17 protein-coding genes are annotated in these 20327 nt (G+C 59.8%); 7 read left to right on the top strand and 10 right to left on the bottom strand.

Annotated elements, in window-relative coordinates; all coding sequences use genetic code 11:
- Positions 1 to 151 precede the first annotated feature (151 nt).
- Together oadA and M9827_RS12005 are read right to left on the bottom strand one after the other, a co-directional pair.
- Positions 152 to 1960 carry a sodium-extruding oxaloacetate decarboxylase subunit alpha gene (gene oadA / locus M9827_RS12010; RefSeq protein ID WP_250605616.1) on the bottom strand — a complete coding sequence of 603 codons (1809 nt, stop codon included), beginning with the start codon at positions 1958 to 1960 and terminating at the stop codon, positions 152 to 154.
- An 11-nt stretch (positions 1961 to 1971) separates the two neighbouring features.
- Complete coding sequence (locus tag M9827_RS12005) at positions 1972 to 3387, bottom strand: acetyl-CoA carboxylase biotin carboxylase subunit (protein WP_025112637.1); 1416 nt, start codon at positions 3385 to 3387, stop codon at positions 1972 to 1974.
- 189 nt (positions 3388 to 3576) lie between these two features.
- Between M9827_RS12005 and M9827_RS12000 the strand changes: the two genes are divergently transcribed.
- Positions 3577 to 4539: a LysR family transcriptional regulator gene (locus M9827_RS12000; RefSeq protein ID WP_250605615.1), complete on the top strand. Its 963-nt coding sequence runs from the start codon at positions 3577 to 3579 to the stop codon at positions 4537 to 4539.
- Here M9827_RS12000 and M9827_RS11995 read toward each other — a convergent pair.
- From M9827_RS11995 to M9827_RS11985, 3 genes are all read right to left on the bottom strand, one after another.
- The gene (locus M9827_RS11995; RefSeq protein ID WP_123454772.1) at positions 4481 to 4684 is read right to left on the bottom strand and encodes a PA3496 family putative envelope integrity protein; all 204 of its coding nucleotides are present in this window, start codon (positions 4682 to 4684) and stop codon (positions 4481 to 4483) included. The genes M9827_RS12000 and M9827_RS11995 overlap by 59 nt on opposite strands.
- Positions 4685 to 4864: 180 nt before the next feature.
- Positions 4865 to 5731 carry a transcriptional regulator HexR gene (gene hexR / locus M9827_RS11990; RefSeq protein ID WP_007962240.1) on the bottom strand — a complete coding sequence of 289 codons (867 nt, stop codon included), beginning with the start codon at positions 5729 to 5731 and terminating at the stop codon, positions 4865 to 4867.
- A gap of 127 nt (positions 5732 to 5858) precedes the next feature.
- Positions 5859 to 8729: a putative bifunctional diguanylate cyclase/phosphodiesterase gene (locus M9827_RS11985; protein WP_250605614.1), complete on the bottom strand. Its 2871-nt coding sequence runs from the start codon at positions 8727 to 8729 to the stop codon at positions 5859 to 5861.
- Between the two features lie 257 nt (positions 8730 to 8986).
- On the opposite strand from M9827_RS11985, the gene uvrD reads away from it, so the two are divergent.
- The 3 genes from uvrD (at position 8987) to M9827_RS11970 (ending at position 12831) form a co-directional block, all read left to right on the top strand.
- The gene (uvrD, locus tag M9827_RS11980; protein WP_250605613.1) at positions 8987 to 11170 is read left to right on the top strand and encodes a DNA helicase II; all 2184 of its coding nucleotides are present in this window, start codon (positions 8987 to 8989) and stop codon (positions 11168 to 11170) included.
- Positions 11171 to 11409: 239 nt separating this feature from the next.
- A complete protein-coding gene (locus tag M9827_RS11975; protein WP_095049619.1) occupies positions 11410 to 12285 on the top strand; it encodes a Tim44 domain-containing protein in 876 nt (291 codons plus the stop codon).
- Positions 12286 to 12423: 138 nt separating this feature from the next.
- Positions 12424 to 12831, top strand: a complete 408-nt coding sequence (locus M9827_RS11970; RefSeq protein WP_038359443.1) for an SMI1/KNR4 family protein — start codon at positions 12424 to 12426, stop codon at positions 12829 to 12831.
- A 21-nt stretch (positions 12832 to 12852) separates the two neighbouring features.
- On the opposite strand, the gene M9827_RS11965 is transcribed toward M9827_RS11970, so the two are convergent.
- Positions 12853 to 14616, bottom strand: a complete 1764-nt coding sequence (locus M9827_RS11965; protein WP_250605612.1) for a cation:proton antiporter — start codon at positions 14614 to 14616, stop codon at positions 12853 to 12855.
- A 279-nt stretch (positions 14617 to 14895) separates the two neighbouring features.
- On the opposite strand from M9827_RS11965, the gene M9827_RS11960 reads away from it, so the two are divergent.
- On the top strand, positions 14896 to 15378 hold the full coding sequence (locus tag M9827_RS11960; protein WP_003229693.1) for an acyl-CoA thioesterase: 483 nt from the start codon (positions 14896 to 14898) through the stop codon (positions 15376 to 15378).
- A gap of 101 nt (positions 15379 to 15479) precedes the next feature.
- On the opposite strand, the gene pdxY is transcribed toward M9827_RS11960, so the two are convergent.
- The gene (pdxY, locus tag M9827_RS11955; RefSeq protein WP_250605611.1) at positions 15480 to 16352 is read right to left on the bottom strand and encodes a pyridoxal kinase PdxY; all 873 of its coding nucleotides are present in this window, start codon (positions 16350 to 16352) and stop codon (positions 15480 to 15482) included.
- 117 nt (positions 16353 to 16469) lie between these two features.
- On the opposite strand from pdxY, the gene M9827_RS11950 reads away from it, so the two are divergent.
- Positions 16470 to 16883: a DUF3301 domain-containing protein gene (locus M9827_RS11950; protein ID WP_026000521.1), complete on the top strand. Its 414-nt coding sequence runs from the start codon at positions 16470 to 16472 to the stop codon at positions 16881 to 16883.
- Between the two features lie 21 nt (positions 16884 to 16904).
- On the opposite strand, the gene M9827_RS11945 is transcribed toward M9827_RS11950, so the two are convergent.
- Complete coding sequence (locus M9827_RS11945) at positions 16905 to 17879, bottom strand: CobW family GTP-binding protein (RefSeq protein WP_250605610.1); 975 nt, start codon at positions 17877 to 17879, stop codon at positions 16905 to 16907.
- 29 nt (positions 17880 to 17908) lie between these two features.
- On the opposite strand from M9827_RS11945, the gene M9827_RS11940 reads away from it, so the two are divergent.
- Complete coding sequence (locus M9827_RS11940) at positions 17909 to 18265, top strand: NADH:ubiquinone oxidoreductase (RefSeq protein WP_250605609.1); 357 nt, start codon at positions 17909 to 17911, stop codon at positions 18263 to 18265.
- 4 nt (positions 18266 to 18269) lie between these two features.
- Here M9827_RS11940 and M9827_RS11935 read toward each other — a convergent pair whose 3' ends face one another.
- Positions 18270 to 18914, bottom strand: coding sequence for a DUF1826 domain-containing protein (locus M9827_RS11935; protein WP_250605608.1), 645 nt, complete (start codon positions 18912 to 18914; stop codon positions 18270 to 18272).
- Positions 18914 to 20119 (bottom strand): zinc metallochaperone GTPase ZigA, encoded by a 1206-nt coding sequence (gene zigA / locus M9827_RS11930; RefSeq protein ID WP_250605897.1) that lies wholly within the window; start codon positions 20117 to 20119, stop codon positions 18914 to 18916. The genes M9827_RS11935 and zigA overlap by 1 nt, the downstream gene beginning before the upstream one ends.
- Positions 20120 to 20327: the final 208 nt, after the last annotated feature.

Raw genomic sequence — 20327 nt, 5'->3', positions numbered from 1 at the left:
GGCTGCGATCTTTTGATCTTTGTTTTTATTAACCCAAAACAACATCAAAAGATCGCAGCCTTCGGCAGCTCCTACAGGTGAAAAATTCAGACAAAAAAAAGGGGAGCACATGCCCCCCCGAGGTTTAAAGCGTTGGTTCGCGGCGGTTATCTCAGCCTTCGATCTCGATCAGAATTTCACCCGGATTCACCCGATCACCCTTGGCCACATGAATCGCGGTGACCTTGCCGGCAACCGCAGCCTGGACTTCGGTTTCCATCTTCATCGCTTCGGTGATCAGCACAGCCTGGCCGGCCTTGACGGTGTCGCCCTCCTTGACCAGGACATCGACGATGTTGCCCGGCATGGTGGTGCTGACGTGGCCCGGTGCCGACGCCTGCTTGCGTTTGCTGCTACCGCCGCTGACAAATTCGTTGAGCGGTTCGAACACCACTTCTTCCGGCATGCCATCGATGGACAGGTAGAAGTGACGCTTGCCTTCGGCCTTCACGCCGACGCCCGTGATGTCGACGCGGTAGGTTTCGCCGTGGACGTCGATGACGAACTCGGTCGGCACGCCTTCGCCGCCCGCCGAGGCGACCCTGCCGGCTTCAGGAATCGGCAGCAGCACTTCCGGGGTTAGGGTACCGGCGGCACGCTCCTCGAGGAACTTGCGACCGATGTCCGGGAACATGGCGAAAGTCAGCACGTCTTCTTCCGACTTGGCCAAAGCGCCGATGTCAGCACGCAGCTTGGTCATTTCCGGTTTGAGCAGATCGGCCGGACGCACGTCGATGACTTCTTCACTGCCGATGGCCTGGCGACGCAGCTTCTCGTTAACCACGCCCGGCGCCTTGCCGTAGCCGCCCTGCAGGTAAAGCTTCACTTCGTTGGTGATGGTCTTGTAGCGCTCACCGGCCAGCACGTTGAAGAACGCCTGGGTGCCAACGATCTGCGAGGTCGGGGTCACCAGCGGCGGGAAGCCGAGGTCTTCACGCACCCGTGGGATTTCCGCGAGCACTTCGGCCATGCGGTTGAGGGCGCCCTGCTCTTTCAACTGGTTGGCGAGGTTGGAAATCATCCCGCCCGGCACCTGGTTGACTTGCACACGGGTGTCGACGGCGGTGAATTCGCTCTCGAACTGGTGGTACTTCTTGCGCACGGCGTAAAAATACAGACCGATTTCTTGCAGAAGTTCCAGGTTCAGGCCGGTGTCGTACTCGGTGCCCTTGAGCGCTGCGACCATCGACTCGGTGCCTGGGTGGCTGGTGCCCGAGGCAAAACTGGAGATCGCGGTGTCGATGTGGTCAGCGCCGTTTTCGATCGCCTTGAGCTGGCACATGGTCGCCAGACCGGCCGTGTCGTGGGAGTGGATGAACACCGGCAGCGATTGCTCGGCTTTCAACGCGCGAACCAGTTCGCCAGTGGCGTACGGGGTCAGCAGACCGGCCATGTCCTTGATCGCCACCGAGTCGCAACCCATGGCCTCCATTTGCTTGGCTTGCGCCACGAAGGCGTCGATGGTGTGCACCGGGCTGGTGGTGTAAGCGATGGTGCCTTGGGCATGTTTGCCGGCAGCCTTGACCGCCTCGATCGCCACGCGCAGGTTACGCACGTCGTTCATCGCGTCGAAGATACGGAAGACGTCGATGCCGTTTACTGCAGCTTTGGCGACGAAGGCTTTGACCACGTCGTCGCTGTAGTGGCGGTAGCCCAACAGGTTCTGCCCGCGCAGGAGCATTTGCAGGCGCGTATTAGGCAGCGCCGCACGCAGCTGGCGCAGACGCTCCCACGGGTCTTCTTTCAGAAACCGTACGCAAGCGTCGAATGTCGCCCCGCCCCAGCACTCCAGCGACCAGTAGCCGACTTTGTCGAGCTTGTCGCAGATCGGCAGCATGTCTTCGGTGCGCATGCGGGTGGCGAGCAGCGATTGGTGAGCGTCGCGCAGGATGGTGTCGGTGACAAAGATCTTCTTGGACATTGTTGTATTCCTCACAGGCCTGCGTGGGCGGCGATGGCGGCGGCGATGGCCAGGGCCAGCTCTTCGGGTTTGCGCTTGATCGAGTAATTGGTCAGTTCAGGGTGGCTTTCAACGAAGCTGGTATTGAACTGGCCGCTACGGAATTCCGGGTTGCGCAGGATTTCCTGGTAGTACGCGGCGGTGGTCTTCACCCCCTGCAGACGCATGTCGTCGAGGGCGCGCAGGCCACGATCCATTGCCTCTTCCCAGGTCAGTGCCCAGACCACCAGCTTCAGACACATCGAGTCGTAGAACGGTGGAATGGTGTAGCCGGTGTAGATCGCCGTGTCGGTGCGCACGCCCGGACCGCCGGGGGCGTAGTAACGGGTGATCTTGCCGAAGCTCGGCAGGAAGTTGTTTTTCGGGTCTTCGGCGTTGATGCGGAACTGCAACGCGAAACCCCGGTGCTGAATGTCTTCCTGCTTCACCGACAGCGGCAGGCCGGAGGCGATGCGAATCTGTTCGCGGACGATGTCGATCCCGGTGATTTCTTCGGTGATGGTGTGTTCCACCTGCACCCGGGTGTTCATCTCCATGAAGTACACCTCGCCCTCGGCGAGCAGGAACTCGACGGTGCCGGCGTTCTCGTAACCCACAGCCTTGGCCGCGCGTACCGAGAGGTCGCCGATGTAGGCGCGCTGTTCCGGGGTCAGTTGCGGGCTCGGGGCGATCTCGATCAGCTTCTGGTTGCGGCGCTGGATCGAGCAGTCCCGCTCGAACAGGTGCACGACGTTGCCGAAGCTGTCGCCGAGAATCTGCGCTTCGATGTGCTTGGGGTTGACGATGCATTTTTCCAGGAACACTTCCGCCGAACCGAAGGCTTTGGTCGCTTCGGAAATCACCCGAGGGAAATTCTGTTCAAGTTCTTCGCGGCTGTTGCAGCGACGGATACCGCGACCGCCACCACCGGAGGTGGCTTTGAGCATCACCGGGTAACCGATGCGGTCGCCTTCGGCCAAGGCTTCTTCGATGTCGGCGACATTGCCTTCGGTGCCCGGCGTCACCGGTACGCCCGCCTTGATCATGCTGCGGCGCGCTTCGGTCTTGTCGCCCATGCGGCGAATGACTTCTGCCGACGGGCCGATGAATTTGATTCCGCGCTCGGCGCAGATGTCGGCCAGTTCGGCATTTTCCGAAAGGAAACCGTAACCGGGGTGCAGTGCATCGCAACCGGTTTCCACCGCCAGGTTCACCAGCTTGCGCGGGTTCAGGTAACCGGCCAGTGGCTCGGCACCGATGCTGTGAGCCTCGTCCGCACGCTTCACATGCAAGGCATGGCGGTCGGCGTCGGAAAAAATCGCAACCGAGCGAATGCCCATTTCGGCGCAGGCTCGTACGATTCGTACGGCAATCTCACCACGGTTGGCGATCAGGATCTTTGTTATCACTTGGAGGTTCCCTTGAGCCGGTGGCACCACGACCTGCTAGACCAGGTCGACGCGTGACCAAATGTTTCAATTTGGTCGCAGGTCCACACTAGCGCTCATGAGGGATTAACAAAAATGAATAAAAATTGGGTCATGCATAAGTAAAGACTTATAGTTGAGTGATCAGCCTGCCGTCAGAGCCTATAAGAAATGCGTAAGTCCCTGATGCGTATGACATTGCGTCAATTGCAGATCTTCAACGAAGTGTGTGATTTACGCTCTTACAGCCGCGCCGCCGAGGAAATGTCCCTCACCCAACCGGCCGTCAGCCTACAGATTCGTCAGCTCGAAGAGCTGATCGGCCAGCCATTATTCGATTATGTCGGCAAAAAACTCTATATGACCGAGGCCGCCGAAGCCCTTCAGCGCGCCAGTCGGGACATCTTCGGGCGGCTGGAAAACCTCGATATGCAGCTGTCGGACATGCAGGGGTCGCTGCAAGGTCAGCTGAAACTCGCGGTGGAATCCAGCGCCAAATACTTCGTGCCGCATCTGTTCGCCGCGTTCAAGCGCCAGCACCCGGAAGTGAATCTGCAACTGACGGTGGTCAACCGTGGCCAAGTGATTCGACGGCTGTCGGACAACCGCGACGATCTGGTGATCATGTCGATGGTGCCGCAGGACATGGGCCTGGAATTCCTGCCCTTCCTCAACAACCCGATTGTTGCCGTGGCGCGCCCGGATCACCCGTTGGCGCACATGGGGCCACTGCGCCTGCAAGATCTTGAGCCTTACACGCTGCTGATCCGCGAACCGGGTTCAGGTACCCGACTGGCGTGCGAAGAGTACTTCAAAGAGAAACGCGTGCACTTCACCCAGACTCAGGAAGTGGCCTCAGCCGAAGCTCAGCGTGAATGCGTGCAGGCGGGTCTGGGCCTGGCGCTGTTGACGCGCCACGCCCTGAACCTGGAGCTGGCGACCGGCGGACTCGTCGAACTGCCGGTCGAAGAATTGCCACTGTTCCGTAGCTGGTGCCTGGTGCAAGCCAAAGCCAAACGCTTGTCACCGGTGGCACACGCCTTCCTGGCGTTTATCCGCAGCGAACGGGTGCAGATCAGCGCGCTGGTTGAGCGCTTCGACGGGAAGTTGCGGGAGCCGCCTGCCAGTGGTTGATTTCGGGAAAATCGCCGATTTCGGCTTGAAGCTGGCGAAGTTCGAAGCGATCTTCGATTGCGCGGCGAAACTCCATGCGGCGCTGGTCTTCCTGCTGACGACGGGTTTTCGCGGCGCTGTTGCGTTCTTCGTAGGGCTGAGCCATTTCGATTCTCCCAAGGCGAGTACGGGAGTTTCACGATAGGCGGGAGGGATGACGGTTTGGCTTCTTCGGGGTGACAAACTGATGAAGGTTTACTTCGAAAAGCAAATCGCAGCCTTCGGCAGCTCCTACAGGGAAATGCATTCCAATGTAGAAGCTGCCGAAGGCTGCGATCTTTTGATCTTAGTCATCGAGGGCTTTCACGGCTTTCGGCGACAAGCGCAAGCTGCGCAGACTGCGCTTCACGCTCTTGAGGTGATTGACCAGACTCGGCCCACGCGCCATCGCTACGCCCATCGCCAGCACGTCGATCACCACCAGATGCGCGATACGCGAAGTCAGCGGTGTATAGATCTCGGTGTCTTCGTGCACATCGATCGCCAGATTGACCGTCGACAGTTCGGCCAACGGCGTCTGACTCGGGCACAAGGTAATCAGCGAAGCGCCGCTCTCACGCACCAGATTGGCGGTGATCAGCAGATCCTTGGAACGCCCCGACTGAGAAATGCAGATCGCCACATCGGTCGGTTTCAACGTCACTGCCGACATTGCCTGCATGTGCGGATCGGAATACGCCGCCGCCGTCAGCAGCAACCGGAAGAACTTGTGCTGCGCGTCCGCCGCCACAGCGCCCGACGCACCGAAGCCGTAGAACTCGACCCGCTGCGCCTGCGACATCAACGTCACCGCGCGCTGCAGCTCCACCGGATCGAGCTTCTCGCGAACCTCCATCAAGGTGTGCAATGTGGTGTCGAAAATCTTTAGGCTGTAATCGGCGACCGAGTCGTCTTCATGGATCGCGAACTGGCCGAAGCTGGCACCGGCGGCCAGGCTTTGCGCCAGTTTGAGCTTGAGATCCTGGAAGCCGGAGCAACCAATGGCGCGACAGAAGCGCACGATGGTCGGCTCACTGATGCCAACGCTGTGGGCGAGGTCGGCCATGGAACTGTGCATCACTGCCGCAGGGTCAAGCAGCACGTGGTCGGCGACCTTGAGCTCCGACTTGCGTAACAGGTGACGTGACTGGGCGATGTGTTGCAGCAGATTCAAGGGGCTGGACTCTTCTTATGGGCAAGGATGTAGCACGCTTGTAGTTATACTACATGAATTGGCTTTTTGCCTGCTCAATGCGTAACTCCATGTCCCCGTATCAGGCGCGATGGACCGCATGTAGCCCTTAAAGCGGTTTGTCCTGTTCGCGCAAAAGCCCAGCCAGAGCAGCGGCTTCGACCGGGCGACTGATCAGATAACCCTGCACTTCATCGCAACGCTCGGCGCGTAAAAAATCCAGCTGCTCCTGGCGCTCGACACCTTCGGCGACCACTTTCAGCGACAAGCCATGGGCCATGGCAATGATCGCGCGAGTGATCGCCGCATCTTCACTGCCCTCCCCCAAACCGCGTATGAACGCCTGATCGATCTTCACGTAATCCACCGGAATACGCTTGAGGTAACTCAGCGAGGAGTATCCGGTGCCGAAATCATCGATGGCCAGTTTCACCCCCAAATCACGCAGTTGCTGGAAGGTCGCGATGATGTGCTCGACGCTGTCGAGCAATTGGCTTTCGGTCAATTCCAGCTCGAGAAAATGCGCCGCCAGACCGGTCTCCTCCAACACCTGCCGCACCAGACTGACCAGTTTGCCCTGACGCAGTTGATGCACCGACAGGTTCACCGAAACACGGATCGGTTCCAGCCCCTGCCGCTGCCATTCGCAGGCCTGCCAGCACGCCTGGCGCAAGACGAACTCGCCGATCGGCCCGATCAGACCGGTTTCCTCCGCCAACCCGATGAACTCCCCCGGCGGCACCCGGCCCATGGTTGGATGATCCCAGCGCACCAGCGCTTCCGCCGCATTCAGCCGTCCGGTTTGCAGGCACAGCTTCGGTTGATAGAACACGTTCAACTGTTTTTCCTCGATGGCTTTGCGCAACTGGTTTTCCAGTTGCAAGCGCTCAAGGGTGCTGGCCTGCAGGCTGTCGGTGTAGAACTGGAAGTTGTTCCCGCCCAGGTGCTTGGCATGTTGCATGGCCATGTTCGACTGGCTGACCAGTGCGGAGATTTCCCGGGCGTTGTCCGGCAGCATGCTGATGCCCATCGAGGCGCTGACCACCAGCTCATGCCCTTCGACTGTCAGTGGCAGGCGTAATTTGCTCGACAGGCGCGTGGCGACCCGGGCCAGACTCGACAGATTGCCGTAGGCATCGAACAGCACGGCGAATTCGTCGCCGGACAAACGGGCGATTGTGTCCGCTTCCGGCAAGGCGTTGACCAGGCGGCGCGCCATTTTTTGCAGCAACTGGTCGGCAATCTCATGGCCGAGGCTGTCGTTGAGCAATTTGAAACGATCGAGATTGATGTGCAGCAACGCCAGACTGCGCCGGCCCTGACGCGAGCGCTGATGCGCTTCATGCAAACGCTCGCGGAACAGTGAGCGGTTGGCCAACCCGGTGAGCTCGTCGTAGTGGGTCAAGTAACGCATGCGCTCTTCAGATTCGCGGCGCGCCGACAGATCGGCGAAGAAGCCCACAATATGGCTGACATTTCCCCGACTATCGCGCACCGCATTCAGCTGTAGCCACTGCGGATACAGCTCGCCGTTCTTGCGCGTCTCCACCAGTTCGCCCTGCCAACTGCCGTGCTGCTCAAGCGCATGACGGATCGCCAGGTAATGGCGGCGAGCATCGCGGCTGCACGGCAATTCGACGACATTGCGCCCGAGCATGTCTTCAATGTCGTAGCCGGTGACGCGGCTGAACGCCTGATTGATCGCGATCAGCGCATAGTTCGGGTCGAGAATCACGATGCCTTCACTGGCCGCTTCGAATACGGTTGCCGCCAGGCGCTGCTGCTCTTCGAGGCTTTTGCTGGCGCTGATGTCGCGGCGGGTGCCGACCATGCGGATCACCCGGCCGCTGTCGCTGCGCTCTACGGCGCGGCCTCGGTCTTCGATCCACACCCAATGGCCATCGCCGTGACGTACGCGGTATTCGATCTGATAGTCCTCGGTGCGTCCCTTCAAGTGCTCGATCAACGCGTATTTCAGCGTCGGCACATCGTCCGGATGCAGACGTGGCTTGAGGTCGCGCAAAAGCGCCGTGACGTATTCCGGAGCGAGGCCGAACAGCTCCTGAATCTGCGTGTGGTGGACTTCGTCGGTTTGCAGGTTCCAGTCCCACAGCCCCAGCTCACTGGCCTTCAACGCCAGCGCCAGCCGCGCTTCGCTTTTGCTCAGGGCCTGATTGGCCGCGTCCAGTTCAAGGCTGCGCTGGGCCACGCGGTCTTCAAGTTCAACCTGCGCTTCACGCAATTTGCCTTCGGCGCAGCGGCGCTGGTCGATTTCTTTGGCAAGATCCTGATTGAGCTGTTCGCTGCGCGACTGCGTCTGTTGCAGGTGTTCGATCAAGTGCTGATTCTGGAAGCGCCGCAGCAAGCCGCGATCGATCAGCCGATTGACCTGCCACGCGACCACGCTCAGCGAGCCGAGCAGGATCAGACCGAGCCAGCCCCAACCGCGCGCCTGCTCGTCACCGCCCCAGAACAGATAACCGATCGCCGGCAACAGGCAGGGCAAGGTAAACGACAGAAACGCCGGCAGGCTCACCGCGTAGGCGACGCTGGCCGAGAGGGTCGCGGCGCCGATCAGGCCGAACACCCAGGCCTGCTGAATGAAGTTGTCGGCGGGTACCAGAGCGATGCCGGCACCGGCCAGGGTCAGACCGGTCATGGTCGAGCCGAGCAGAAACATCCGCCGCCAGATCGGTTGCGCCTGACGATCGGGGATCGCCGAATCGAACGCCGCCACCTGAATCACCCGCAATGCCACCAGCGACAGCAACCACACCAGCCAGACGCTGACCACGAAGTAGCGCTGCGGGCTCCAGAGCAAAGCGGCGCAGACCAGACCATTGATCAACATGAACAGCGTGGGCAACAACGAGCCCTGATACAGCAGACGCGTGCGCTCGACCGCCATCTCGACAGCATAGTGCTTGCGGATAACCCGGGGTTCCACGGAGGGGCCCGACAGTTCGGAGCTGAGGGTCATGGGCAACGTTCTTGTTCTTATAAGGAGGGCGTGCGCCCGAAACGTGGACGGAGCATACACAAGCCGATCCCGTTGCCAAACTGCTCCACATCATAATTTCCGCGAAACTTTTCCGTCCTTTGCCACTGGCCAAACCCTTGGAGCGCGGCGGGCCGATGCCTGTAGCCAGTGACCGACCGGTCGTCATCGACGGGAGTTTCATCGGCTAATGCAAAGCTCGGTTTGCCCGGGCCTGCGGCGCACCCTAGAATGCCCCGATGCGCGATGATCTCTCCCTTCTGCTGAACTCCCTCAACGATGCCCAACGTCAGGCCGTAGCAGCCCCCGTTGGCCGTCAGTTGGTCCTGGCCGGCGCCGGTTCCGGTAAAACCCGAGTGCTGGTGCACCGTATCGCCTGGTTGATCCAGGTCGAAAACGCCTCGCCCCACTCCATCCTGTCGGTGACCTTCACCAACAAGGCCGCTGCCGAGATGCGTCACCGCATCGAGCAATTGCTGGGGATCAACCCGGCCGGCATGTGGGTCGGCACCTTCCACGGCCTGGCGCACCGCTTGCTGCGGGCGCACTGGCAGGAAGCGGGCCTGAGCCAGACTTTCCAGATTCTCGACAGCGACGATCAGCAACGGCTGGTCAAGCGGGTGATCCGCGAGCTGGGCCTCGACGAGCAACGCTGGCCGGCGCGTCAGGCGCAGTGGTTCATCAATGGCCAGAAAGACGAAGGTCTGCGTCCGCAACATATCCAGGCCAGCGGCGATTTGTATCTGGCGACCATGCGCGGCATTTACGAAGCCTACGAGGCGGCGTGCCAGCGTGCCGGCGTCATCGATTTCTCTGAACTGCTGCTGCGTGCCCTCGACCTGTGGCGCGATCACCCGGGCCTGCTGGCGCATTATCAAAAGCGCTTCCGGCATATTCTGGTGGACGAGTTCCAGGACACCAACGCCGTGCAATACGCCTGGTTGCGTCTGCTCGGCAAGGGTGGCGACAGCCTGATGGTGGTGGGCGACGACGACCAGTCGATTTACGGCTGGCGTGGCGCGAAGATCGAGAACATTCATCAGTACTCCTCCGACTTTCCGGATTCGGTGACCATTCGTCTGGAGCAGAACTACCGCTCCACCGCCGGCATCCTCAAGGCCGCCAACGCCCTGATCGCCAACAACACCGGGCGTCTGGGCAAAGAGCTGTGGACCGACGGTGGTGATGGCGAAGCAATCAATCTGTACGCCGCGTTCAACGAACACGACGAAGCACGCTACGTTGTCGAAACCATCGAAAGCGCGCTGAAAACCGGCCTCGCTCGCAGCGATATCGCGATTCTGTACCGCTCCAACGCCCAATCGCGCGTTCTCGAAGAAGCCTTGCTGCGTGAGCGCATTCCGTACCGCATCTATGGCGGTCAGCGCTTCTTCGAACGTGCCGAAATCAAGAACGCCATGGCCTACCTGCGTTTGCTTGAAGGTCGTGGCAACGATGCGGCGCTTGAGCGGGTGATCAACGTACCGGCTCGTGGCATCGGCGAAAAAACCGTCGAAGCCATTCGCGAGCACGCCCGGCACAGCGATGTTTCGATGTGGGAAGCCATGCGCCAACTGGTCGCCAACAAAGGCCTGACCGGTCGAGCAGCCGGTGCGCTGGGTGCGTTTATCGAGTTGATCGAAAACCTCGCTGCCAAGTGCACCGAGATGCCGCTGCACCTGATGACGCAAACCGTCATCGAGCAGTCCGGCCTGATCGCTTATCACGAAGCGGAAAAAGGCGAGAAAGGCCAGGCCCGGGTAGAAAACCTTGAGGAACTGGTCAGCGCCGCGCGCAACTTCGAGAACACCGAAGAGGACGAAGAACTGACGCCACTGGCGGCGTTCCTCGGCCATGCTTCGCTGGAGGCTGGCGATACTCAGGCCGACGAGCACGAAGACAGCATTCAGCTGATGACCCTGCACAGCGCCAAAGGCCTGGAATTCCCTTACGTGTTCCTCGTGGGCATGGAAGAAGGCCTGTTCCCGCACAAGATGAGCCTGGAAGAACCGGGGCGTCTCGAAGAAGAGCGGCGTCTGGCTTACGTGGGCATTACCCGGGCGATGCAGAATCTGGTGATGACCTATGCTGAAACCCGACGCCTTTACGGCAGCGAGACTTACAACAAGGTTTCGCGTTTCGTACGCGAAGTACCGAAAGGACTGATTCAGGAAGTGCGCTTGTCGAACAGCGTCAGCCGACCGTTCGGCGGCAACCAGTCGATGAGCGGCAGCAACCTGTTCAGTGGCAGCGAAATCCCGGAAACAGGTTTCAGCCTCGGTCAGGCGGTACGCCATTCGATCTTCGGTGACGGCGTGATTCTCAACTTTGAAGGTGCCGGCGCCCAGGCACGGGTACAGGTGAACTTCAGCGAAGGCAGCAAGTGGCTGATGCTCGGTTACGCCAAGCTGGAAGCAATCTGACGACCTGCACTGAACAAATGTGGGAGCGAGCAGGCTCGCTCCCACAGGTAATACGGCGCACAGTGCATCAATCCCGCTGAACCTATCTCCTTTTCCTACAGACAAAAGTACATAGGCTGATTGCCTCGCGAAGCTGAACGCGACCTGTCAGGCAAAAGCCCGAAACACTCTCTCGCTAGCCAGTAACACTTCAGCTGTGCAACATGGCGCGCGTGTCTCCACAAACGGGAATACCCTTTATGAAACGTTTTCTTAGCATCGCCATGGCGTTGTGCATCGGCCTGACGATGAGCCTCGACGCCAACGCCAAGCGCTTTGGTGGTGGCAAAAGCGCCGGCGCTGCGCCGACGCACCAGACCAGCCAGATGGCTCCTTCTTCTCCAGGTGTCGGCGGCGCAGCAGCGACCGCTGGTGCTGCCGGTGCCGCTGGCGCTGCCGCCAAGGCCGGTGGTGCTTCGAAATGGCTCGGCCCTCTGGCCGGTATCGCCGCCGGTGGCTTGCTCGCTTCCATGTTCATGGGCGGTGGCTTCCAGGGCATGCAGATCTTCGACATCCTGATCATGGCCGTGATCGCGTTCGTGATCTTCCGCTTCATCGCCGCGCGTCGCCGCAAGCAGCAAGAGCAATTCGCTCCGGCCGGTGCGCCGATGCAGCGTGAAGTGTTCGAGCAGAAACCTGCTGCCATGGGTTCGATCTTCGGTGGTTCGGCTGCGCCTGCTGCCGCCCGTCCGGTAATCAACGCGCCGGCCTGGTTCAACGAGCAGAACTTCCTTGAAGCTGCACGCAGCCACTTCCAGTCGCTGCAGCAGCACTGGGATGCCAACGAAATGGACAAGATCGCCGAGTTCGTGACCCCGCAAATGCTTGAGTTCCTCAAGCGTGAGCGTGCAGATCTGGGTGACGCTTTCCAGTCGACCTACATCGACAACCTCCAGGTGCAACTGGACGGCGTTGATGACCGTGCCGACAAAACCATCGCCACCCTGACCTTCAGCGGTGTGTCGAAAACCTCGCGCTTCGACCAGGGCGAAGTGTTCAGCGAAAGCTGGAACATGGAACGTCCGCAGGGCGACAACCAGCCTTGGCTGGTGGCCGGTATCCGCCAGAACGGCTGATCCCTGTTCACGCTTCACTTGCGGTAATAAAAACCCCAGCCTCGGCTGGGGTTTTCTATTTCGCGGTTGCATCTATAGCGAGCTACTGTATAAACCGGCCCATATAAACCGCGCCATTCAAGCAAGAGGATCCCGGACGTGGAAGAAATCATCGAACAACTGCGTGAAGCCAACGAACCCGTGCCGGTTCCTTTGGAGTTGCCTGACGAAGATCTGCTGGTTGAAATCGAAGAACAACTGTTCATCGACATTCCGTTTGTCTTCAAAGAGTTTCTGCTGACCGTCAGCGATGTGGTTTACGGCAGCCTCGAGCCGGTGACCGTCACCGACCCGCAATCCCACACCTATTTGCCGGATGTTGCCGCCAACGCTTGGGATGTCGGTGTTGATCGCAGCCTGATCCCGATCTGTCAGGACGGTGATGACTACTACTGCGTCGAAGAAGATGGCACGGTAGTGCTGTGGCAGGCAGAAGAAGAGCTGATTGCCGAAGAAACCTGGGAGTCGGTGTGGCACTGGGCGCGGGACGTCTGGCTGGAAAGCTGATCGGCCAGCCGCCCCGGCAGGTCAATGTCCCGACGACTCCTTGTGGTTGTCGAGGGTTTCCAGCAGCGCCACCTGCATCCGCGTGTGCACGCGGATGAACCAGCGCCAGAGCAGCGCCGCCACGGCGGCCGCGACCACGGCGATCAGCACCAGCAACTTGTTGGTCGGCAGGATACTGGCCGACAAGGCTGCCAATAGCAGGAAAATCACCAGCAGCGAGAGGATCGGGATCACTTCGGAGATCACCCGGCGCACTCGCTGCGTGTGACGCCCCGCCATCTCAGGCTTCACGCCCATCTCTGCCAGCAGCATCGACAGCGCCTTGAGCTTGCGATACGCCGCGATCAGGAACGGCAACGACACCAGCAGCGCCCCGCCCCAGATCAATGCCTTCTGCCAGCTCGGATCACTGATCCAGTCTTGCAGCGACAGCGAGATGCGCTCGGCGAAATACGCTCCGGCGAAGAAGATCGCAATCACCAGCGCCAGATTGACCCCGACTTGCAGCAGGATTTTGCGGATAATCGACGCCAGCATCGCGCCCTCGCCTTGCGGCTGGATGCTGCGCAGCCACTCACCGTACATGCCCAACACACGCCCCAAACGTTTGGGTACGGCACCGGACAGCTTGATCGACAGCGGATCCGCCGCGCGAATCAGATACGGCGTCAGCAGCGTGGTGATCACCGACACCGCCACGGCGACCGGGTAGAGGAAGTTACTGGTCACCTGCAAGGTCATCCCGAGCGCGGCGATGATGAAGGAAAATTCGCCAATCTGTGACAGGCCCATCCCCACGCGCAGTGAGGTGCGTCCGTCATTGCCGGCGATAAACGCTCCGAGACCGCAGGACAACATCTTGCCGAGTACGACGGCTACGGTAATTACCGCAATCGGCCACGCGTATTCGAGCAGAATCAGCGGATCGAGCATCAAGCCGATGGCGACAAAGAAGATCGCACTGAACAGGTCGCGGACCGGCTCGATCAGGCGCTCGATCTTCAGCAATTGTCGCGACTCGGCCATGATCGCGCCGATCAGAAAGGCGCCAAGCACCATGCTGTATTCAAGCTTGACCACCAGCAGGCAGAAGCCGAAACACAGGCCGAGCACAGTGATCAGCAGCATCTCGTTGCTTTCGAATTTGGCCACGTAAGCCAGCAAACGCGGCACCAACAGGATGCCGATAACCAGCGCGACGATCATGAACAGCGACAGTTTGCCGACCGTGGAAAACACTTCGCCGGAGCTGACCGTGCCGCTGACGGCGATGCTCGATAGCAGCGCGATGATGCCGATGCCGAGGATGTCTTCGACAATCAGGACGCCGAAGATCAACTGCGCAAAGCGCTCGTTTTTCATCTTCAGGTCATTGAGGGCCTTGACGATGATGGTGGTCGAGGAGATCGCCAGAATCGCGCCGAGGAACAGCGAGTCCATGGTGTTCCAGTCGAACCAGCGGCCGATTTCGTAGCCGATCCAGATCATCAGGACGATCTCGAGGAACGCCGCAATAAACGCCGTGGCGCCGACCTTGAACAGCTTGCGCAGGCTGAACTCCAGGCCGAGGCAGAACATCAGGAAAATCACCCCGAGTTCGGCGAGGGTCTTGATCGTTTCTTCGTCGTGGATCAGGCCGAACGGCGGGGTGTGCGGGCCGATGATGAAGCCGGCGACGATGTAGCCGAGTACCACCGGCTGTTTGAAGCGATGAAACAACACAGTCACCACACCTGCGACCAACATGATCACTGCCAGATCCTGAATAAAGCTGATGGCATGCATGGCGTGGGCTCCTTGAATGACGAGGCTCGCCAGCAGACGTCAGAAAGGTCTGGGCGAGCGAAGTAAAAATCCGCTTTTCGTGTGGGAATTGCCTTTGTAAGGGGCTTTTGCAGGTTAACACCGCGACTTGCGGCTGGAAGGCGGTGCAATATATGGAAACAGATCGATTCCGGCGTGACGGCGGCCAGTCGCCCGGCGTCCCGATAACGGTGCTTTTGAAAAGCGACCAGGCACCCGCAGAGGTGCTTCCAGTAATCAGCCTTGATCCGTGAGAACGTTATGGAACCCGGAAACGCCCAGCTGTCGATGACGGTACTGATGACCCCCGACATGGCCAACTTCTCTGGCAATGTCCACGGCGGCACCCTGCTCAAATACCTCGACGAAGTGGCCTACGCCTGTGCGAGCCGTTATGCCGGCCGCTACGTGGTGACGCTGTCGGTGGATCAGGTGATTTTCCGCGAGCCGATCCATGTCGGCGAACTGGTGACCTTCCTCGCGTCGGTCAACTACACCGGCAACACCTCGATGGAAGTCGGCATCAAAGTGGTCACCGAAAACATCCGCGAGCGCTCGGTGCGCCACACCAACAGCTGCTTCTTCACCATGGTCGCGGTAGACGACCAGCGCAAGCCGGCCGCCGTGCCGCCGCTGCAACCGCAGAACAGTGAAGACAAGCGTCGCTATATGCAGGCGCAGCAACGTCGGCAGATTCGCCAGGAGCTGGAGAAGCGCTATCAGGAGATCAAGGGCGACGCCTGAGATCAAAAGCAAAAGATCGCAGCCTTCGGCAGCTCCTACAGGGTTTTGCATTCCCATGTAGGAGCTGCCGAAGGCTGCGATCTTTTTGAACGATTAGGCGATTACAGGCTGATCGCCGTCGCCTCGAACTTCACCCGCGGATGCGCAATGCGATCCTGCGCCCGCACCAGTTGCAGCTCATAACTGGCGCAAGCTTGAGTCTCCAGCAATACCTCGTGCACCGCCGCCGCGGTGAATTCGAACGCCGCCAGCAGACTGTCACCCAGCAGCACCCGCGCCAGGAACAGCCCGGACGTCAGATCGCCCACGCCCACCGGCTGCCGCGGAAACGCCAGCAGCGGACGGCGCAGATGCCAGCTGCCTTCGGCCGTCACCAACAACATCTCGAAACCATCGGCCGGTTTGCCCGGATAATCCAGATGCTTGACCAGCACTGCTTTCGGCCCGCGCGCCAGCAACGCCCGCGCCATCGCCAGGCAATCGAACAGCGACTGCGGCTTGCGCCCGGAGAAGCTGTCCAGCTCCAACTGGTTCGGACACATGATGTCCGCCACGGCTGCCGCCTCTTCCAGCAGGAAATCGCTGACCTCGGTCGGCACGCTGCACCCCTTTTCCGGATGGCCCATCACCGGATCACACAGGTACAGCGCCTTCGGGTTGACCGATTTGATCCGCTCGACACCACTGAGAATCGCCCGGCCCTGCGCCGCGCTGCCGAGGTAACCGGACAGTACCGCATCGCAATTGCCCAGCTCGCCAATCGCGGCGATGCCTTCGACCAGCTCGGGAATCTGTTGCGGCGCCAGCACTTCGCCGGCCCATTGGCCGTACTGGGTGTGGTTGGAAAACTGCACGGTGTTGAGAGGCCAGACATTGACCCCGACCCGCTGCATCGGAAAAACCGCGGCGCTGTTGCCGGCGTGGCCGAACACCACGTGGGACTGAATGGCGAGCAGATGAGGCGTACGTTTCATTCGGGTCATTCCGTAAAACGATTGAAATTCAAGCCGCGCAGTATGCGACGAAACACAGCCTGTACGACAGACCGGCGACGCAGTTAAGCTGACGCTATCTTTTGGAGTTCGATGTTGATGCTGACCCTGGAAAACATCTTCGTGCTGATACTGTTCGCCGCTGCCGGCGCCTGGCTGTGGCACAACCACGGCTTGCGCGAACGCGCGCTGGAGCGGGTCAAACAGCATTGTCTGAACGTGCGGGTCGAGTTGCTCGACGGCAACGTGGCCCTGAAGAAGATCGGTTTCATCAAGGACGCCAACGGTCGCCGACGACTGGCGCGGGTGTACAACTTCGAGTTCACTGTAACCGGCGAAACCCGGCATAACGGCACCATCACCCAGTTTGGCGCACACAGTGCGCAGATCGAACTGGCGCCCTACCCGGCGCCGTTCGACGACACGCCGCCGGTGGTTGAAGTGCACAAGCCGCGGGCTGAAGTGATCGAGTTGAGCCAGTGGCGGCAAGAACACACCAAGTGGAAGCCGTAAAAGCCTGCCAATGGCTATGATCTATTGATCTTGACCTTCCCGGCACGCTGACAGCGTTCTCTGCAGCACCTCAACATCCTGCACTTCACTGAAGATCAGCTCGATTCGCGAATCTTTTCGCCATTCACTGGCCTGCCAGATCAACGTTGCATTCTCCAGCGCATTCGCCGACACCCAGCCATCCGTGCTGTGGATAACCAGTTTCGCCCTGATCCAATCCAGATTCCCTAGGCAGTCGGCAATGCGCCGCTTGTCGAACCTCTGCCCCGGATGCCAGCGCCAACCAATGCTCCATCCGCCTTCCTGCGCCTGACTCAGGCAAATCGGCACCGTCGGGTCACTCCAGACGGCCGGCATCTGCGCCAATCCTTGGGGCACCACCAGGTTATCCACACCGATAACCGCTTGCGCTGCCAGTCCCGGGAGATCGTTCAAGGTGAGTTGTGCCTGCTGCGTCCAGATCTGCCGGACCGGTGGGAGCTGACCGGCGATTTTCTGCCGCTCATTTTCATCAAGGTTTTCCGCCTTGTTCAGCAGCAACAACCCGGCACTGGCTAACGCTTCCTGCTGCGCTGCCGGCAATGCTTTCCCCGCCCGGAGCGCCTGAGCATCCAGGACCAGCACGCATGGCTGCACCGTCAGCACACCCCGCCACGGCGCCTCGTTCAGCTGTTTGATCAACTGCGCCGGATGCCCCAGGCCGGACGGCTCGATGAAAAGTCGATCCGGCTTCGCCCTGCGCAGCAACCGCCCCAGGCCAATCTGAAACGGCGCGCCATTGACGCAACACAGGCAGCCGCCGGCTACTTCGCCCAGTGCGATACCATCGGCGTCGCTCGTCAACAGGGCGGCGTCGAGACCGATCTGGCCGAACTCGTTGATCAGCACCGCCCAACGCTCGCCTTCCGGGCGCTGGGCCATGAGTTGGCGAATCAGACTGGTCTTGCCGGCGCCCAAAGGGCCAGCAATGACATGGGTAGGAATGTTCTGCAACATGGCCGGAAGCTTTCTTGGGAGATTCGAAGATGCGTTGGAGGGGATGGTCGTTGCTGTTGGCGCTGCTGTCGAGTGAAGCATGGGCCCAGGCCTGCGTGGTGCACAGTCAGGGCGAGCGGCTCGACGTCAAAGTCTGTCAGCAGAACCGCAATATCCCGGAGAAACTGTTCAACGACGGTTTCTGTCAGCCGACGCTGGCCGGGCAGAAAGTCGAAGTGCAGTACGTCGACCAGTGCCCGAGCGGTGCATTTGGCGTATGCAGCAACGCACAAGTCGCCAATATGCCTTATCGCCAGGATATCCACTATTACGGTGTGGCCACGGATGCGGCGTACCTGAAGCCGTACTGCGAAGGCCAGAGCCAGGGTAAGTGGCTCAAGCCTTGAGTCGTTAGCCGAGCCAGTCGAGGGTCAGTATCAGACGGCGTTCGCCCACAGCCGGTTGCGGCGAGCGGTGGATCAGGCCGAAGCCTTCATTGCCGTGCCATTTCTCGCCTTTCAGCAACGCCACGTCGCCGCTGTTGAGTTGCTGTATTTGCACGTGTGGCTCGGCGTTGACCTGCCCCAACTGACTGCGATCCATCACACCCTCCTTGAGCCATTGGCTGCCGACACCCGCATAAGTCGTGATCAGTCGCACCGGCACGTGATCGACATGGAAGCGTGGACACATGGCTTTATCGAGCACCCGCAGACGCAGGCCTACACGCTTTGCCCCCAGTAAGCAGGCGAATGCGCTGACCAGCCATTTCAGGTCGGCGATAAAACCCTCGTAGCCTTCCAGATCACGGAAGCCTGATGCCAGGCCGGTGAGATCGGGTTCAGCGTCCTCATCCGGCAACTCAAGGCACAACGATTCCGCCAAGGGCTCATTGAGCGACAGCAGCAGGTGGGCGAATTCGCTGATGTGCAACGGCAGTTGGCGTTGCCAGACGGCGAGGTTGGTATCGTCCTCGAGAATTCGCGCCAGCGCTTTGGGTGTCGGGCCTTGATGCTGATGGCGGGGGCGGTTTTGCTGCAATTTGAGTGCAAGCATCAGGCAGCCTCTTCGTGCCAAGGGCCAAAGGGATCCGGTAGCGCACGCCAGCCTTCTACACCGAGTGCCATCTCCTCATCGGTGAGTAGGCACTCATCCAGTTCGACTGAGAGCTGCAGGAAATCGATGTTCTGACCGATGAACACCAGTTCCTGGCGGCAGTCTCCTACGCTCGGCGTCCAGTTTTCCATGATCGCGGCGGTGCTTTCCTGATCTTGTGGCCACTGCTCCTTTGGCACGAAACGCCACCAGCGCCCTGCAAAGCCGTGGCGCATCAAACCACCGGCCTGCGACCAGCTACCGGCGTCGGTGGGTTTGCTCGCCAGCCAAAAGAAGCCTTTGGAGCGCAGCAATTTACCGTTCAGCCAAGGACGGTCGATGAAGCTGAAAAAGCGTTGCGGGTGAAAGGGCCGGCGGGCGCGATAAGCTGTGGAGGCGATGCCGTACTCGTCGGTTTCCGGCACGTGCTCACCGCGTAACTCCTGCAGCCAACCCGGCGCCTGGGCGGCCTTTTCGAAGTCGAAACGTCCGGTATTGAGGATTTTTTCCAACGGCACCTCGCCCATTACCATCGGGATGATTTCCGCTTGGGCGTTGAGACGCTGGAGGATCGCGATCAACTCCTCACGCTCGCGCTGGCTGATCAAGTCGATCTTGCTGATCAACAGCACGTCGGCGAACTCGATCTGTTCGATCAACAGATCCGTGATGGAGCGCTCGTCTTCTTCGCCAAGGATCTCGCCACGGGAGGCGAGGCTTTCCGCTGCCTGGTAGTCCGGCAGGAAGTTCACACCGTCGACTACAGTGACCATGGTGTCCAGACGCGCGATGTCGGAGAGACTCTGACCGTGCTCATCGCGGAAGGTAAACGTCTCTGCCACGGGCAGTGGCTCGGAAATCCCAGTGGATTCAATCAGCAGGTAATCGAAGCGAGATTCACGAGCGAGCTTGCTGACCTCCTCCAACAGGTCCTCGCGTAACGTACAGCAGATACAGCCGTTACTCATTTCGACTATTTTTTCTTCTGAACGATTCAGGCTGACATCACGCTGGACTTCGCTGCCATCAATATTGATCTCGCTCATATCATTGACGATAACAGCCACACGCAAACCGTCTCGATTACGTAGTACGTAATTCAAAAGTGTACTTTTTCCGGCGCCGAGAAATCCTGAAAGAACGGTGACGGGCAACTCTGCTGACATTGGATAATCCTCTTTAGAATGCAGCCAATCAGCGCTTTTGTTGCGCGTGGCGTTTTCGCGCTTCCCACGGTGGATCACGTAGAAAACCAACGCTTTGAAATTGGCCTGCCCAGGCTTAATTTGGATTTATGTTATAGTATAACAGCACTTAGAAACCAGCCTTCTCTTGTCTTGATCGACAAAGAGCCGGAAGCTCTGCCAATACCGA

The sequence above is a fragment of the Pseudomonas sp. AKS31 genome, from assembly GCF_023634765.1.
Classification (GTDB): domain Bacteria; phylum Pseudomonadota; class Gammaproteobacteria; order Pseudomonadales; family Pseudomonadaceae; genus Aquipseudomonas.
The sequence above is the reverse complement of the archived record's forward strand: the minus strand, read 5'-3'. Positions and strand labels throughout refer to the sequence as shown.

Coding starts and splice junctions, on each gene's coding strand:
- M9827_RS11995 (WP_123454772.1), bottom strand. CDS start 4,684: ATGGCTCAGCCCTACGAAGAACGCAACAGCGCCGCGAAAACCCGTCGT.
- M9827_RS11940 (WP_250605609.1), top strand. CDS start 17,909: ATGCGTTGGAGGGGATGGTCGTTGCTGTTGGCGCTGCTGTCGAGTGAA.
- M9827_RS11945 (WP_250605610.1), bottom strand. CDS start 17,879: ATGTTGCAGAACATTCCTACCCATGTCATTGCTGGCCCTTTGGGCGCC.
- M9827_RS11975 (WP_095049619.1), top strand. CDS start 11,410: ATGAAACGTTTTCTTAGCATCGCCATGGCGTTGTGCATCGGCCTGACG.
- M9827_RS11965 (WP_250605612.1), bottom strand. CDS start 14,616: ATGCATGCCATCAGCTTTATTCAGGATCTGGCAGTGATCATGTTGGTC.
- M9827_RS11950 (WP_026000521.1), top strand. CDS start 16,470: ATGCTGACCCTGGAAAACATCTTCGTGCTGATACTGTTCGCCGCTGCC.
- pdxY (WP_250605611.1), bottom strand. CDS start 16,352: ATGAAACGTACGCCTCATCTGCTCGCCATTCAGTCCCACGTGGTGTTC.
- M9827_RS11960 (WP_003229693.1), top strand. CDS start 14,896: ATGGAACCCGGAAACGCCCAGCTGTCGATGACGGTACTGATGACCCCC.
- M9827_RS11935 (WP_250605608.1), bottom strand. CDS start 18,914: ATGCTTGCACTCAAATTGCAGCAAAACCGCCCCCGCCATCAGCATCAA.
- M9827_RS11985 (WP_250605614.1), bottom strand. CDS start 8,729: ATGACCCTCAGCTCCGAACTGTCGGGCCCCTCCGTGGAACCCCGGGTT.
- zigA (WP_250605897.1), bottom strand. CDS start 20,119: ATGTCAGCAGAGTTGCCCGTCACCGTTCTTTCAGGATTTCTCGGCGCC.
- uvrD (WP_250605613.1), top strand. CDS start 8,987: ATGCGCGATGATCTCTCCCTTCTGCTGAACTCCCTCAACGATGCCCAA.
- oadA (WP_250605616.1), bottom strand. CDS start 1,960: ATGTCCAAGAAGATCTTTGTCACCGACACCATCCTGCGCGACGCTCAC.
- M9827_RS12000 (WP_250605615.1), top strand. CDS start 3,577: ATGCGTAAGTCCCTGATGCGTATGACATTGCGTCAATTGCAGATCTTC.